Annotated in this window: 14 protein-coding genes; 8 read left to right on the top strand and 6 right to left on the bottom strand. The window is 69.7% G+C overall.

The genetic code is table 11. From position 1 onward, the window contains the following. Positions 1–30 precede the first annotated feature (30 nt). The 7 genes from rsmI to ACW173_RS08440 all read left to right on the top strand — a co-directional run bounded on the left by rsmI (position 31) and on the right by ACW173_RS08440 (position 8,096). The gene (rsmI, locus tag ACW173_RS08470) at positions 31–918 is read left to right on the top strand and encodes a 16S rRNA (cytidine(1402)-2'-O)-methyltransferase (RefSeq protein ID WP_492084564.1); all 888 of its coding nucleotides are present in this window, start codon (positions 31–33) and stop codon (positions 916–918) included. Next, positions 918–1,322 (top strand): YraN family protein, encoded by a 405-nt coding sequence (locus tag ACW173_RS08465; protein ID WP_492084563.1) that lies wholly within the window; start codon positions 918–920, stop codon positions 1,320–1,322. The genes rsmI and ACW173_RS08465 overlap by 1 nt, the downstream gene beginning before the upstream one ends. A 3-nt stretch (positions 1,323–1,325) precedes the next feature. Further along, the gene (locus ACW173_RS08460) at positions 1,326–2,141 is read left to right on the top strand and encodes a SirB1 family protein (RefSeq protein ID WP_492084561.1); all 816 of its coding nucleotides are present in this window, start codon (positions 1,326–1,328) and stop codon (positions 2,139–2,141) included. 67 nt (positions 2,142–2,208) lie between these two features. Then, positions 2,209–3,162, top strand: a complete 954-nt coding sequence (gshB, locus tag ACW173_RS08455) for a glutathione synthase (RefSeq protein ID WP_492084559.1) — start codon at positions 2,209–2,211, stop codon at positions 3,160–3,162. 109 nt (positions 3,163–3,271) lie between these two features. Next, complete coding sequence (locus ACW173_RS08450) at positions 3,272–4,804, top strand: YifB family Mg chelatase-like AAA ATPase (RefSeq protein WP_492084558.1); 1,533 nt, start codon at positions 3,272–3,274, stop codon at positions 4,802–4,804. A gap of 36 nt (positions 4,805–4,840) precedes the next feature. After that, on the top strand, positions 4,841–6,385 hold the full coding sequence (locus ACW173_RS08445; protein WP_492084556.1) for a response regulator: 1,545 nt from the start codon (positions 4,841–4,843) through the stop codon (positions 6,383–6,385). Positions 6,386–6,419: 34 nt separating this feature from the next. After that, the gene (locus ACW173_RS08440) at positions 6,420–8,096 is read left to right on the top strand and encodes an AmpG family muropeptide MFS transporter (RefSeq protein ID WP_492084555.1); all 1,677 of its coding nucleotides are present in this window, start codon (positions 6,420–6,422) and stop codon (positions 8,094–8,096) included. Here ACW173_RS08440 and ACW173_RS08435 read toward each other — a convergent pair. The 3 genes from ACW173_RS08435 to ACW173_RS08425 form a co-directional block, all read right to left on the bottom strand. Next, positions 8,093–8,926 (bottom strand): S1 family peptidase, encoded by an 834-nt coding sequence (locus ACW173_RS08435; RefSeq protein ID WP_492084554.1) that lies wholly within the window; start codon positions 8,924–8,926, stop codon positions 8,093–8,095. The two genes, ACW173_RS08440 and ACW173_RS08435, sit on opposite strands and share 4 nt — an antisense overlap. A gap of 25 nt (positions 8,927–8,951) precedes the next feature. Then, the gene (locus ACW173_RS08430) at positions 8,952–9,380 is read right to left on the bottom strand and encodes a DUF350 domain-containing protein (RefSeq protein ID WP_492084553.1); all 429 of its coding nucleotides are present in this window, start codon (positions 9,378–9,380) and stop codon (positions 8,952–8,954) included. Between the two features lie 105 nt (positions 9,381–9,485). Continuing rightward, on the bottom strand, positions 9,486–9,935 hold the full coding sequence (locus ACW173_RS08425; protein ID WP_492084552.1) for an SRPBCC domain-containing protein: 450 nt from the start codon (positions 9,933–9,935) through the stop codon (positions 9,486–9,488). Positions 9,936–9,985: 50 nt separating this feature from the next. Between ACW173_RS08425 and ACW173_RS08420 the strand changes: the two genes are divergently transcribed. Beyond that, positions 9,986–10,375 (top strand): ArsR/SmtB family transcription factor, encoded by a 390-nt coding sequence (locus ACW173_RS08420; RefSeq protein WP_492084551.1) that lies wholly within the window; start codon positions 9,986–9,988, stop codon positions 10,373–10,375. On the opposite strand, the gene rlmN is transcribed toward ACW173_RS08420, so the two are convergent. From rlmN to ACW173_RS08405, 3 genes are all read right to left on the bottom strand, one after another. Next, on the bottom strand, positions 10,372–11,586 hold the full coding sequence (gene rlmN / locus ACW173_RS08415) for a dual-specificity RNA methyltransferase RlmN (protein ID WP_492085949.1): 1,215 nt from the start codon (positions 11,584–11,586) through the stop codon (positions 10,372–10,374). The two genes, ACW173_RS08420 and rlmN, sit on opposite strands and share 4 nt — an antisense overlap. Before the next feature lie 84 nt (positions 11,587–11,670). After that, on the bottom strand, positions 11,671–12,471 hold the full coding sequence (locus tag ACW173_RS08410) for an SDR family NAD(P)-dependent oxidoreductase (protein ID WP_492084549.1): 801 nt from the start codon (positions 12,469–12,471) through the stop codon (positions 11,671–11,673). A gap of 170 nt (positions 12,472–12,641) precedes the next feature. Next, positions 12,642–13,253 (bottom strand): flavodoxin family protein, encoded by a 612-nt coding sequence (locus tag ACW173_RS08405; protein ID WP_492084547.1) that lies wholly within the window; start codon positions 13,251–13,253, stop codon positions 12,642–12,644. Positions 13,254–13,469 lie beyond the last annotated feature (216 nt).

The following is a 13,469-nucleotide window of genomic DNA, read 5'->3' as shown; positions in this document are numbered from 1 at the left end:
TTCATTTTGAGCGCCAAGGACATCGACACGTTGAGCCGCCAGCTTCCCCCGCCAGCCCTGTCCGACGCGCCCCTGGCGCCCGGCCTCTATCTGGTGGCGACGCCGATCGGCAACCTGCGTGACATCACCCTGCGGGCCCTGGACGTGCTGGCCGCCTGCGACGTGCTGCTGGCCGAGGACACCCGCGTCACCGGCAAGCTGCTGTCGGCCTACGCCATCAAGACCAAGCTGGAACGCCACGACGAACACGTGGCCGAACGGGCCATCCCCGGTATCCTGGAACGGCTGGAGGCCGGCGAGCGCGTGGCCCTGGTCTCGGACGCCGGCACGCCGATGGTCTCCGACCCCGGCTATCGCCTGGCGAAAGAGGCGATCGCCGCGGGCCACGCCGTCATCCCGATCCCCGGCGCCTCGGCGGCCCTCGCGGCCCTGACCCTGGCGGGCCTGCCCACCGACCGCTTCCTGTTCGCCGGCTTCCCGCCGCCCAAGAGCGCCGCGCGCCGGACCTTCCTGGAAGAATTCGCCAACACCCGCGCCACCCTGATCTTCTACGAAGGCGCCTCGCGGGTCGACGACTGCCTGGCCGACATGGCCGTCGTGTTCGGCGGGACGCGCCAGGCGGCCGTGTGCCGTGAACTGACCAAGCTCTATGAGACCTGCATCCGCGGGACCCTGGCCGAGCTGGCCGTCGACCCACGCTTCGAGGCCCCCAAGGGCGAGATCGTCATCCTGGTGGGACCCGGCAGCGAGAAGGTCGCCACCGCCGCCGACGCCGAGGCCGCCCTGCGCGAGGCCATGGCCCGCCTGCCCCTGGGCGAGGCCGCCTCCGAGGTCGCCAAGGCCCTGGGCCTGTCGCGCAAGGATCTTTACCGCCAGGCCCTGGCCCTAAAAGACCAAGACATGAAGGAGCAGGCCTGATGGTCGCCCCGGTCCGTCAGGCCATCCGCCAGGTGCGGGGCGCCGCGGCGCGCAGGCTCGGACGGCGGGCCGAGGTCTGGGCGGCGTTGTGGCTGATGGCCAAGGGCTACCGCATCCTGGGCTTCCGCCTGGCCACGCCGCTCGGCGAAATCGACCTCCTGGCGCAACGCGGCAAGGTGCTGGCCGTTGTGGAGGTCAAGCAAAGGACGACGATCGAGGACGCCCTGGACGCCGTGACGCCCACCCAGCGCGAACGCCTGCGCCGCGCCGCCGCCCATGTCAGCGCGCACCGCGCCGGCCTGCGCGACCTCTTCGTGCGCCTCGACCTGATCGCACTGGCTCCCGGCCGCGCCCCGCGCCACCTGCCCGACGCCTGGCCAGATGGTCTTGGGTTGGGAGCATAGGCGATGACCCGCGAGGACGCCGAGGAAATCCTGACCAAGGCCGGCGAAGGAACCGACGCGGACTTCCCGCTGTTCGACGCCGCCCTGGCCTGCGCCGTCCATGACGACCCCAGCCGCGACACCGCGCCCGCCATCAACCTGGCCCGGGAAGCCGTCGACCGCCTGCGCCGCCGGGCCGAGGCCGAGTCGCCCGAGGAGGCCGTGGCCGAGACCCTGGCCGGCGACCTGCGCCTGACTGGCGACGTCCTGACCTACGACCACCCCGACAACGCCGATGTCATCGCCATCGCCGACCGCCGCAAGGGTCTGCCCGTGGCCTTGGGCGTCTTCTACCTGCACGCCGCCCGCCAGGTCGGGCTGGAGCTGCACGGCGTCGACTTCCCCGGCCACTTCCTGCTGCGCATCGAGACCGAGGAAGGCCCGCTGGCCCTCGACCCGTTCAGCGAGGGCCGGGTGGTGCTGCCGTCGGAGCTGTCGCGCAGGGCCCTGCGCACCGGGCTGATGCCCGACGTCGCCTCGCGGCTGGAGCTCTTGATGGCGCCGATCTCGGATCGCGCCGTGCTGATCCGCCTGCAGAACAACATCTTCGCCCGCGCCCAGCAGGCCAAGGACTGGCCCCGCGCCGAACGCTCGGCCCTGCGCCGCGCCCTGCTGAACCCCAACGACCACCGCCCCTGGCTGGACGTCGCCGCCGCCCGCGAAGGCCAGGGCGCCCTGGCCGGCGCCCTCCAGGCCCTCTCCCGCGCCCAGGTCCTGGACGGCGGCGCGGCCATCGCGGCCCGAGCGGCGCGCGAACGGATGCGGTTGCGGTTGAACTAGCGTTCCCGGGAAATCGGCTTAACTACACAGCCACCGCCTTACCGGCCGCTTCACTTCCGGAGTTCCCATGTCGCTGCGAGTCGCCGTCCAGATGGATCCCGTGCTGGGGATCAACATCGACACCGACACGACCTTCCTGATGATGATGGAGGCGCGGCGGCGCGGCCATAAGCTGTGGGTCTACACGCCCGACAAGCTGTCGCAGGAAGACGGCCGGGTGTTCGCTCGCGCTCAGCCGCTGGAGGTGTTCGCCGAGAAAGGCGCGCACGCCAAGCTGGGCGAGACGGGGGTCATCGACATGAAGGACGACATCGACGTCGTCCTGATGCGCCAGGATCCGCCGTTCGACATGGCCTACATCACGGCCACCCACTTCCTGGACAAGATCCATCCGCACACCCTGGTGGTGAACAACCCGACCGAGGTGCGCAACGCGCCCGAGAAGCTGTTCGTCACCGACTTTCCCGGCGTGCAGCCGCCGACCCTGATCACCTCGGACCACGAGGCGATCTATGACTTCCGCGCCCGCCACGGCGACATCGTGCTGAAGCCCCTCTATGGCGGCGGCGGCTCGGGCGTGGCCCGTCTGCTGGCGGACGATCCCAATCTGGACGCCCTGCTGGAACTGCACGCCATGATCGGCCGCGAGCAGGTCATCGCCCAGAAATTCGTGCCGGCCGTCAGCAAGGGCGACAAGCGCGTCCTGCTGGTCGACGGCGAGCCCGTGGGCGCCATCAACCGGGTGCCCGCGGCCGGCCAGGTGCGATCGAACCTGAGGGTCGGCGGCCGCGCCGAGGCCGTGGCCCTGACCGCCCGCGACCTGGAGCTGTGCAAGATCATCGGACCGGAACTCAAGCGCCGTGGACTGATCTTTGTCGGCATCGACGTCATTGGCGAGTATCTGACCGAGATCAACGTCACGTCGCCCACCGGCGCCCAACAGCTGAAGCGCTTTACGGGTATCAACGCCGCGGCCGTACTCTGGGATCGTATCGAGGACATTCGCCGCGCCGGTGGGTAACTCTGCGGAAAGACGGACATTTCCCGAAACGTTCGTTTTTCGTTCTTGCTCCATTTCGCAAGCTATGCTGTGACTTGTGGATAAAGTTCATTGTCCATGAGGGTTTGCGATGGCCGCGAGCGTGGTCACCGTCGCGTTCGAAGGCGTCGAGGCCCGGCGCGTCGACGTCGAGGTGCAGCTGACGACGGGGCAGCACGTCTTCGTGGTCGTGGGCCTCGCCGACAAGGCTGTCGCCGAGAGTCGTGAGCGGGTGCGCGGCGCCTTCGCGGGGCTGGGCCTCTCGCTGCCCGGCAAGCGCATCGTCGCCAACCTGGCGCCCGCTGATCTGCCGAAAGAGGGCACGCACTTCGACCTGCCGATCGCCCTGGCGGTAATGTCGGCCATCGGCGTCATCCCGATGGACGCCCTGGACGGCTGGGCGGCGATGGGCGAGCTCTCGCTGGACGGTCGTATCGTGCCGGCGGCCGGCGCGCTGCCGGCGGCGATGGCGGCGGGGGCCATGGGCCTGGGCCTGATCTGTCCAGAAGCCTCCGGCCCCGAAGCCGCCTGGGCCGGTGAGACCCGCATCCTGGCCCCGCGTTCGCTGGTGTCGCTGATCAATCACTTCCGGGGCAGCCAGATCCTGACCGCCCCGGCGCCCGGCCCGATCGTCGAGGGCGAGCGCCCCAAGGACCTGCGCGACGTCAAGGGTCAGGAGCAAGCCAAGCGGGCCCTGGAGATCGCCGCCGCCGGCGGTCACAACCTGCTGTTCGTCGGCCCGCCCGGCTCGGGCAAGTCCATGCTGGCCCAGCGCCTGCCCGGCCTCTTGCCGCCGCTGAGTTCCAAGGAGCTGCTCGAGACCTCGATGGTCCATTCGGTGGCGGGCTTGATCGCGCGCGGCGCCTTGACCCGCGATCGGCCATTCAGGGCCCCGCACCACAGCGCTTCGATGGCCGCGCTGACGGGCGGCGGGCTGAAGGCCAAGCCGGGCGAGGTGTCACTGGCCCACAATGGCGTGCTGTTCCTGGACGAGTTGCCCGAGTTCGGCGTCCAGGCGCTCGACAGCCTACGAGGGCCGCTGGAGACCGGTGAGGTGATGGTCGCCCGCGCCAACGCCCACATCCGCTACCCAGCTCGCGTTCAACTCATTGCCGCTCAAAACCCGTGCCGATGCGGACATGGAGGCGCCGGCCGGGGCTATTGCGGCAAGGCCCCACGCTGCCAGCGCGACTACCAGGGCCGCGTCTCCGGGCCGCTGATCGACCGTATCGACCTCTCCGTCGACATGCCCGCCGTCACCGCCGCCGACCTTTCCCTGCCGCCGCCCGGCGAAGGTTCGGCCGAGGTCGCCGCGCGGGTGGCGCGGGCTCGGGCTTTGCAGCAGACACGCGCGGAAGATCTCGGCGCGGATGACGGCCTGAACGGCCGGGCCGAAGGCGCATTTCTTGAAAAGATCACCGCCCTGGACGATCGCGCCCGCGCCCTGCTCACCCAGGCCGCCGAGGCCGGCCGGATCAGCGCTCGCGGGTGGACCCGCACCCTGCGCCTGGCCCGCACCATCGCCGACCTGGAAGGCGCGTCTGGCGTCCAGCGCGTCCACGTCGCCGAGGCCCTGGCCTATCGGCGGAGCAGCACGCCGGGCGAGGAAAAGGCCCTGGCTTGACCGCCCGTTAAGCCGGGCCGGGTAAGCTTGATCTCCATGAGCGATCAAAGACCCGACAACAAGAAACCCGGCGTCACGCCCGAACAGCTGGCCACCCTGAGCCATGAGTTCCGCACGCCGCTGAACGGCGTGCTGGGCATGGCGCGCCTGCTGGAAAACACCAAGCTGACGGCCGAGCAGCGGTCCTATGTCACCGCCCTGCGCGAGAGCGGCGATCACCTGCTGTCGCTGGTCAATGACGTGCTGCACTTCGCCCGCCTGGGCGCGGCCTCGATCGAGCTCAGCCTGGCGCCGGTCGATGTCGAGGGTCTGCTGCGGCAGGTCGCCGAGCTGATGAGTCCGCGCGCGCATGAGAAGGGCGTCGAGATCGCCTGGGCCGTGCCCGCGACCCTGCCGACCATCCTGACCGACGAGGGCCGCCTGCGTCAGATCCTGCTGAACTTCGCCGGCAACGCCGTGAAGTTCACCGAGGCCGGCGGCGTCATGCTGACTGCGACGGCTACCGCCGAAGGCCGCATCCGCTTCTCGGTGGCCGACACCGGGCCGGGGGTCGCGCCCGAGGCCCGTCAGCGAATCTTCGAGGCCTTCGTCCAGACCGATATCACCCACGCCACCCAGCTGGGCGGGGCGGGCCTGGGCCTGGCCATCGTCGCCCGCCTGGCCGGGGCCATGGACGGCGAGGTCGGGGTCGGCGGCGAACTGGGCCAGGGCGCCGAGTTCTGGTTCGAGGCGCCTTTTGAGATTTCCGCCCCCGCGCCCCGCGCGGCCCCGCTGGACGGCCGCGGCGTCGCCATCGCCTCGCCCAACGCCATCGTCCGCGCCGCCACCGTGCGCCAGATCGAGGCGGCGGGCGGCCGCGCCTTCGCCGCCGTCGATGTCGCCTCGGCCCTGTCGGGCGCGCCGGCCGACGCCGTGCTGCTGATCGACGCCGCCCTGTCCGGCCCACGCGGAGCCATCAAGCCGCCCGCCGGCCGCAAGGCCGTGGTGCTGCTGACGCCCGAGCAGCGCGACCGTATCGACCGACTGAAGGCCGCCGGCTTCTCCGGATATCTGATCAAGCCGCTGCGCGCCGCCTCGCTGGTCGAGCAGGTGCTGCGAGCCGGCGCCGCCGAATCCGCCGAAGTCGCGGCCCCTGTCCACGATGACCGCATCTCCGGGGCCGTGGCCCAGGGCGTGCGGGTGCTGCTGGCCGAGGACAATCCGATCAACGCCCTCTTGGCCCGCACCCTGCTAGAGCGCGAAGGCTGCAAGGTCGACCGCGTCGCCGACGGCGAACAGGCCGTGGCCGCTGCTGTCGCCGGGGCCTACGACCTGATCCTGATGGACCTGCGCATGCCCGGCATGTCCGGCGTCGAGGCCGCCAAGGCGCTCCGCGCGAAAGGCGTCGCCGCCCCGATCGCCGCCTTGACCGCCGACGCCTTCGACGAGGATAAGCGCGCCTGCCTCGCCGCTGGCATGGACGACTTCCTGGTGAAGCCGCTGACGCAGGAAGCCCTGCGCGACGCCCTCAAGCGCTGGACGACCAGCGGCGCGTCCTCCGGCTGGACGAAAACCGCGACGCGAGCCAAGGTCGCCGGCTAAAGCGCGGGGTCGGTTTTCCCCGCAGGGGGACGCCATGACCGACGCCGCACCGCAGGAAAAGAAGACTCTTCTCCAGACCCTCGCCTTCTTCGGCGAGCGGCGCAGCCTGGTGATGCTGGGCCTGGGCTTCGCCTCGGGCCTGCCGTTCATGCTGATCTTCGACACCCTGTCGCTGTGGCTGCGCGATGCGGGCCTGTCGCTGGCGGTGATCGGCTTCTTCAGCCTGGCCACCCTGTCGTTCTCGTTCAAGTTCCTGTGGGCCCCGCTGATCGACCGCACCCGCGTGCCGGTGCTGCACAACCTGTTGGGCCATCGCCGCGCCTGGCTGCTGGTGTTCCAGGTCGCCATGATCCTGGGCCTGTGGGCGATCTCGACCATGAACCCGGTGAACCAGCTGGGCGTGCTGGCCGCCGCCGCCGTGGCCGTCGGCTTCGCCACCGCCTCGCACGACATCGTCCTGGACGCCTGGCGCATCGAGGTGGCCGACAAGGAAGACCAAGGCCCGATGGTCGTGGCCTACCAGTGGGGTTACCGCGTCGCCATGATCGCGGCCGGCGCCGGTCCGCTGCTGCTGGCCGAGCGGTTCGGCTGGAACTTCTCGTACGCCGTGATGGGCGCGGTCGTCGGCATCGGCGTCCTGGCCACCCTGTGGGCCCCGCGCGAGGCCGAGCACACCATCCGCCCGATCCCCACCGACGACGTCAACCAGCCCAGGGCGCTGGAGATCCTGGAATGGCTGACCCGCCTGGCCGTGCTGGTGCTGGGCGCCCTGGTGCTGGGCTCGGGCCTGTCGGGCGACGCCAGCCTGCTCTCCAAGCTGGTCGGCGGCGAAGCCCTGGCCAAGGCCTGGAGCGCCAAGCCCAACGGCGTCTGGCTGCAGCTCCTGGGCGTGATCGCCGGCCTGGCCATCGTGGTCGTCGCCGCCTGGCCGATCCCCAAGGTCCGCACCAAGCCCGGCGTCTACATGTCCAAGGCCTTCGGCGAGCCGCTGGGCGAGTTCCTGACCCGCTTCCACGGCGTGGCCGGCCTGATCCTGGCGGCGATCTGCGTCTATCGCGTCTCGGACTTCGTGCTGAACATCATGAACCCGTTCTACCGGGACATGGGCTTCTCGCTCACCGAGATCGCCGAGATCCGCAAGGTGTTCGGCATCATCGCCTCGATGATCGGGGTGTTCCTGGGCGGTGTCGTTGTCTCGCGCCTGGGCCTGATGAGGGCCCTGGTGATCGGCGCCTTCGCCCAGCCGATCAGCAACCTGATGTTCGCCCTCCTGGCCATGAGCGGCCACAGCATCCCCATGCTGTTCACCTCGATCTGCCTGGACAACATCGCCGGCGGCATCGCCGGCACCGCCCTGATCGCCTACATGTCCAGCCTGACCTCGGCGGGCTTCACGGCCACGCAGTATGCGCTGTTCTCATCGCTCTACGCCCTGCCCGGCAAGCTGGTGGCTTCGCAGTCAGGGCGGATCGTCGAGGCCTCGGCGCAAGCCGCCGAGCACGGCGGGCCGATCGGGCTGCTGAAGGGTCTCTTCACCCGCCTGCCGCCCGAAAGCTTCACCGCCGCCGGCGCCAAGCTGGGCGTCAGCGCCCAGGCCATGGCGGCGGGCTACACGACCTTCTTCATCTACACGGCGTTGATCGGCGTGGTGGCGATCGTGCTGTCGTTCGCGGTGGCGGCGCGGCAGGGGAAGGTCGAGGCGGCGGCCTAAACCGCCAAGCAGACCACCTGGGCCACCCGCAGGTCGCGCCGCAAGCCGTCGGCCACGCGGCCGTAGTTCTCGGTGGTGATCGGCTCGCTGGGCGCGAACTCCGATGGCGAGGGCCGGCGGTGCGGGCCCAGCAGGACCTTCAGGGTCTCGGGCGCGGTCGTGTAGATGCGGCCCCGGCGCGGAGCCTCGGCGACGGTGACCCCGATAACCCGGCCGGCGGCGTCCAGGGCCGGCGCGCCCGACAGGCCCGACAGCGTGCCCTTCAACGTATCGGTGCGGCCGACCTCGGCCCAGACCAGCACCGGCTCGGTGCGCGCGCCCCGCCCGTGGACAACCAGGTTCTCGCGGCCCAGCAGGCGCGAGGCGGCCTCGCCCGGATGGCCCTGCGGGAAACCCGGATGATAGGCGCGCGCGCCCCGGCGCAGCGGCTGGTCCAGGCCCAGCGGCACGGACGGCGCCCCTCCCTCGGTGGTGAGGATGGCCGCGTCGGCGCGAGGATCGACGGTGATCTTGGCGGCCACGCCCCGGCCGTCGGCCACGACGATGGCGGCCGACTTGCAGCCGTCGACCACATGGCGGGCCGTCAACCAGGTGCCATCGTCGCCAACCGAGAAGGCGGTGCCCGACCCGGGTTCGGGCCGATCGGGCACCTGGACCACGATCGACGGGTCGAACGGCGAGGACGGCCCCAGCGGCAGCCCTTCCTCGCCCGGCACCGGCGGCGGCGGCGGCGGCGCGTCCGAGCGCTCCTGACGACCGACGGCGACGATCAGCAGGGCGCTGACCGCCGCGGCGTAGACCAGCCAATCGGGAAGCTTGGGGAAATGCACTGGAAGGTCCCCCGACCGCGCCGGCTCAGCCAGCCACGGCGGCGGCGAGGATCAGGGCGGTGGCCAGCTTGGCGCCGACAAGCAGGGCGGCGGCGGCGACCTCGCCCTCCTGGATGCGCTCCGGCAGACCCTTCAGCACCATGTCGGTGACCCGGAAGACCAGCAACTGCACGGCGATGGTCGCCGCGCCCCAGATCATGATCTCGATCACCGAGGTCGAAGCGGTCAGCGATATGGCCAACGGAATCGCCAGGCCGACCATCACCCCGCCCAGCGACAGGGCGGCGGCCGAATTGCCCTCGCGGATCAGGGTGATTTCCTTGTGCGGGGTCAGCAGGGCGTAGAGCGTCGCCCCCAGGATCAACATGACCAGGGTCACGCCGGCGTGCAGCAGGGTGACCGGGAAGCCGGTGGCGAAGGCCTGGACCTCGGGCGACTGGAGCTGGGACGGCATGGACGCGAACTACCCCGATAGACTTGCGGCCCACTGACTAACACGGGTCAGCGAGTTTTGCGTAGGGGGCGCCCGCGCCAAGAGATTTCGCGGAGAAAAGGCGACCTACTTGTAGAAGCCCTCGCGCAGGTTGAGACCGTGCTCGACGAAGACCTTCATGGCGCACAGCATGCCGGTCCAGCCTTCGCAATTGCCGAACGCGGCCTTCTCACCCGCCGGGGTGTCGCTCCAGCCCGCCTCGTGGATCTTGACCAGGGTGCGGCCGTCGCCGGTGTCGGCGAAGGTCATGGTGACGGTGGTGCCGTAGGTCGCGTTCGGCTCGGCCGAGCCCCAGCGCAGGACGATCTTCTCGTGCGGCGTGACCTCGACCACCTCGACCGGGAAGGCGCCCGGAAAGTCATGAAAGTCCCAGGTGACCGTCGCGCCGGTCTCGAGCCGCCCCTGGGCGCCGCCGGTGGTGAAATAGCCCGACAGCTTCTTCGGATCGGCGACAGCCTCGAAGACCTCGGCGACGGGCTTGGCGATCCGGCCGCTGACGGTGAATTCGTGCGCCATGGGACATCTCCATCCTTGATGGTGGAGACCATATGTTATAATCTCATAACATGTCAAACGAGGACGAAGCGGACCTGATCTTCAAGGCGTTGGGCCACCGGGTCCGGCGGCGGATCCTGGATCTGTTGAAGGCCGAGCCGCGCACGACCGGCATGTTGTGCGCCCTGATCCCGGAGCTGGACCGTTGCACGGTGATGCAGCACCTGTCGGTGCTGGAAGAAGCCGGTCTGGTCGTGGCTGAAAGGCGCGGACGCGAGCGCTGGAACCACCTGGACGCCCTGCCGATCCACGGTATCCACGAACGCTGGATCGGCCCGTACGCGGCCTATGCGGCGGGGATGCTGAGCCGGCTGAAGAAGGCGGTGGAGGACCCCCCTACCCCGCTCATCCCCGCGAAAGCGGGGACGAGCGGATGGGAGCGCGGCGAGGAGGAGCCTTAGGCCGCCTCGTCCTCGTCATCATCAGACAGCACCCCAGCCATCGCCGCCAGCGACAGCTTGCGCAGGGCCGAAGCGCGGACCTTCTCGCTCTCGCTCTTCAGCTGGCCGCAGGCGGCCAGGATGTCGCGGCCGCGCGGGGTGCGGATCGGCGAGGAATAGCCGGCCTTGTTGAGGATCGCGGCGAAGGCCTCGATCGTGGCCCAGTCCGAGCACTGGTAGTCGCTGCCGGGCCAGGGATTGAACGGGATCAGGTTGACCTTGGCCGGGATGCCCTTGATCAGCTTGACCAGGGCGCGGGCCTCGTCGGGGCTGTCGTTGACGCCCTTCAGCATGACGTACTCGAACGTCACGCGGCGGGCGTTGCTCAGGCCCGGATAGGCGCGGATGCCGGCCATCAGCTCGGCGATCGGATATTTCTTGTTCAGCGGCACCAGCTCGTCGCGGAGCGGGTCATTGGTGGCGTGCAGGCTGATCGCCAGCATGGCCTGGGTCGTATTGCCCAGCTTTTCCAGCATCGGCACGACGCCCGAGGTCGAGACCGTGATCCGGCGACGCGAGATGCCGATGCCCTCGTTGTCGCTGATGATCTCGATGGCGTCGGCCACCTGGCCCAGATTGTACAGCGGCTCGCCCATGCCCATGAACACGATGTTCGAGAGCACGCGGTCTTCCTTGTCCGACGGCCATTCGGCCAGGTCGTCCTTGGCCACCTGCACCTGGGCGACGATCTCGGCCGCGGTCAGGTTGCGGACCAGCGGCTGGGTGCCGGTGTGGCAGAAGCTGCAGTTCAGCGTGCAGCCGACCTGGCTGGACACGCACAGCGCGCCGGCGCGACCGACGCCGGGGATGTAGACGCTCTCGACCTCGATACCCGGGGCCATGCGGATCAGCCACTTGCGGGTGCCGTCCTTGGACACCTGGCGCTCGACGATCTCCGGACGGGCGATGCTGAAGGTCTCGGCCAGGCGGGCGCGGGTCTCCTTGGCGACGTCGCTCATCAGCGCGAAGTCGGTGACGCCGCGATGGTGCATCCAGCGGAAGATCTGAGTGGCGCGCATCTTGGCCTTGCCGTGCTCGACCACGCCGCTCTCGACCAGGGCCGCGACCAGCTGCGGGCGCGTGAGGCCCGACAGGTTGACCATGGGTTTGGTGACGGGAGTTGCGGGCGCGGCGTCGGTGGAGACGCGCGACAGGTCGAGGGTGACGCTCAAGGGGGTGTCCGGATCTTCGGGGGTCGAGGCGGACATATAGCAGGTCCGAGGCCGTTTTCCAAAAACGCCCCTAGAGACCTCTCGTCACACCTTCCGGAACTTGCCGCCCTGGTTGGCGATCAGGGCCAGGGCCCAGTCGTCGGGGACGATCTTGGCGATGGCGGCGATGGCCTTGTTCGGGGCGCCGGGCACGCAGATCGAGCGGTTGGCCTCGGCGGCCTCGTAGCCGGCGGCGGCGACCTCGTCGGCGCCCAGCCACATCCATTCGGGCACGCCCTGGGTGACCTGGGCGCGGGTGCCGTTGACGTCGTGGAATTCCGAATAGGTGAAGCCCGGGCACAGGGCGCTGACGTGGACGCCGGTCTGCAGGTTCTCCAGGTGCAGGCTCTGGGAGAACTTCACCAGGAAACCCTTGGTCGCCGCGTACAGCGTGTGGCCGGCCGCGCCGGGGACCAGACCCGCCAGCGACGAGACGTTGACGATGCGGCCGAACCTGCGCTCGACCATGCCCGGCAGGACCTTGTGGGTCATCTCGGTGATCGAGGTCAGCATCAGCTGCAGGAACTTCGCCTGATCGGCCCAGGTCGTGGAATCGTAGGTCCCCGGCAGGCCGTAGCCGGCGCTGTTGACCAGGGCGTCGACGACGCGGCCCTGCTCGGCGATCGCGGCCAGAACCGTATCGGTCCCGGTCGGCTGGGAGAGGTCGGCGGGAATGGCGTAGGCCTCGACGCCGGACCGCAGCTTGATCTCGGCGGCCAGGCCCTCCAGGCGATCGGCCCGGCGCGCGGTCAGGGCCACGTCATAGCCGTGGCTGGCGTAAATGCGGGCGGAGGCGGCCCCGATGCCGGCGGAAGCGCCGGTGATCAGGGCGAGGCGGCGGGCCATGCTGCGGATGATCCAGTCAAAGCGAAACTTCGCTGGAGACGAGCACGGCCCGTGATTTGGTTCAAGCAGCCCTCGAGAATAGGGACGGAAGGGGCGCGCGATGGGGGTCGGGCGCGCCCCTTCCGAGGCCGACGCGGGGAGGGAGACCGCGCGGCCTTAGGGCATTCGTTCTAAGCCGCCTTGTCGAGCGCGGCGGCGGCGCTGGCGCCGACCACCCAGCGGACGGCGGCCTTGGCCACGCGCTCGCCCAGCAGGCGGGCGGTCTCGCGGTCGCCGGCCGGCGGCGTGATCTCGGGCGAGGCGTTGTCCGACTGAGCGGCCAGGCCGATGAACGAGCCGACGCGGTTGATCGTGTCGGGGCCACGTTCGGCCGCGGTCACGTTCGGCGGGGCGAGGCCGAGGTTGATCCAGTTCATGCCGTGCTGCGCGGCCAGGATCGTCAGGCTCTCCAGGGCATGGCCCTTGTCGCCGGCGAAGCTGTGCGAATTGGTGAAGCCGGCGGCCAGCTTGTCCTTCCAGGCGCCAGTGAAGAAGGCGCTGGCGGTGGCGTCGGCGAACACTTTGAACACGCCCGAGACGTCGCCCATATAGGTGGGCGCGCCGAACACGACGGCGTCGGCGGCCGTGATCTGGTCGATCAGCGGCGCGAAGTCCTGGGCGGCGCTGTCGATCTTGAGCAGCACCGGGGTCTGGCCGGCGTCACGGACGCCTTCGGCGACCTTGTCGGCGAGGACGGCGGTGTGGCCGTAGCCCGAATGATAGACGATGGCGACGGTGGTCATGGTGGTTATCCCTCGTTTGGAAACTGAAACGGTAGCGATTACGTAAGATCGCTAAGCGGCCTCGCCAGAGGATCAGCAACAAGGTCGGGTGCAATTTTTCTGTGGGTCGGAATCAGTGGCGCTGAAAGCGGTTTCTGGCCGAACGACGAAATGCCTACGCCGCTTGCGACAACGTTGTCATTTCTTTATGCAGAAGGGACTTCTGCCAGCAGCATG

It is taken from the genome of Caulobacter sp. ALps2 (assembly GCF_058681635.1).
This window is presented reverse-complemented; position numbering and strand designations above follow the sequence as displayed.